The sequence below is a fragment of the Prevotella sp. TF12-30 genome (assembly GCF_003436715.1).
Taxonomy (GTDB): domain Bacteria; phylum Bacteroidota; class Bacteroidia; order Bacteroidales; family Bacteroidaceae; genus Prevotella; species Prevotella copri_A.
This window is the reverse complement of record NZ_QSQJ01000133.1, coordinates 1-293: the sequence shown is the minus strand read 5'-3', so window position 1 is coordinate 293 and position 293 is coordinate 1. Positions and strand designations below refer to the sequence as shown.

Here is a 293-nt window from a genome sequence, read left to right as displayed (position 1 = left end):
AAATACAAAAAAGCCTCAGAAATCTTTCGAAATCTGAGGCTCTTGATAAAAGAAGGCGGCTACCTACTCTCCCGCATTGCATTGCAGTACCATCGGCGCAAGTGAGCTTAACTTCTCTGTTCGGAATGGGAAGAGGTGGGACCTCACCGCAATAACCACCTGATAATGGGGTATGACGTATTTGCACACAAGCAAACTGTATTTGATAGTAAAGAACCACCGTCCCTCCCGATTCAATCGAGAGTCAACAGCTGAAACTATGAACTTTCCTAAAGAAAGTGTTCGGGCAATTA

At 44.4% G+C, this 293-nt stretch carries 1 rRNA gene; it reads right to left on the bottom strand.

The features are described 5' to 3' along the window. Positions 1–50 precede the first annotated feature (50 nt). Positions 51–163: ribosomal RNA gene (gene rrf / locus DXD25_RS16455) — 5S ribosomal RNA — on the bottom strand. Between the last annotated feature and the right edge of the window lie 130 nt (positions 164–293).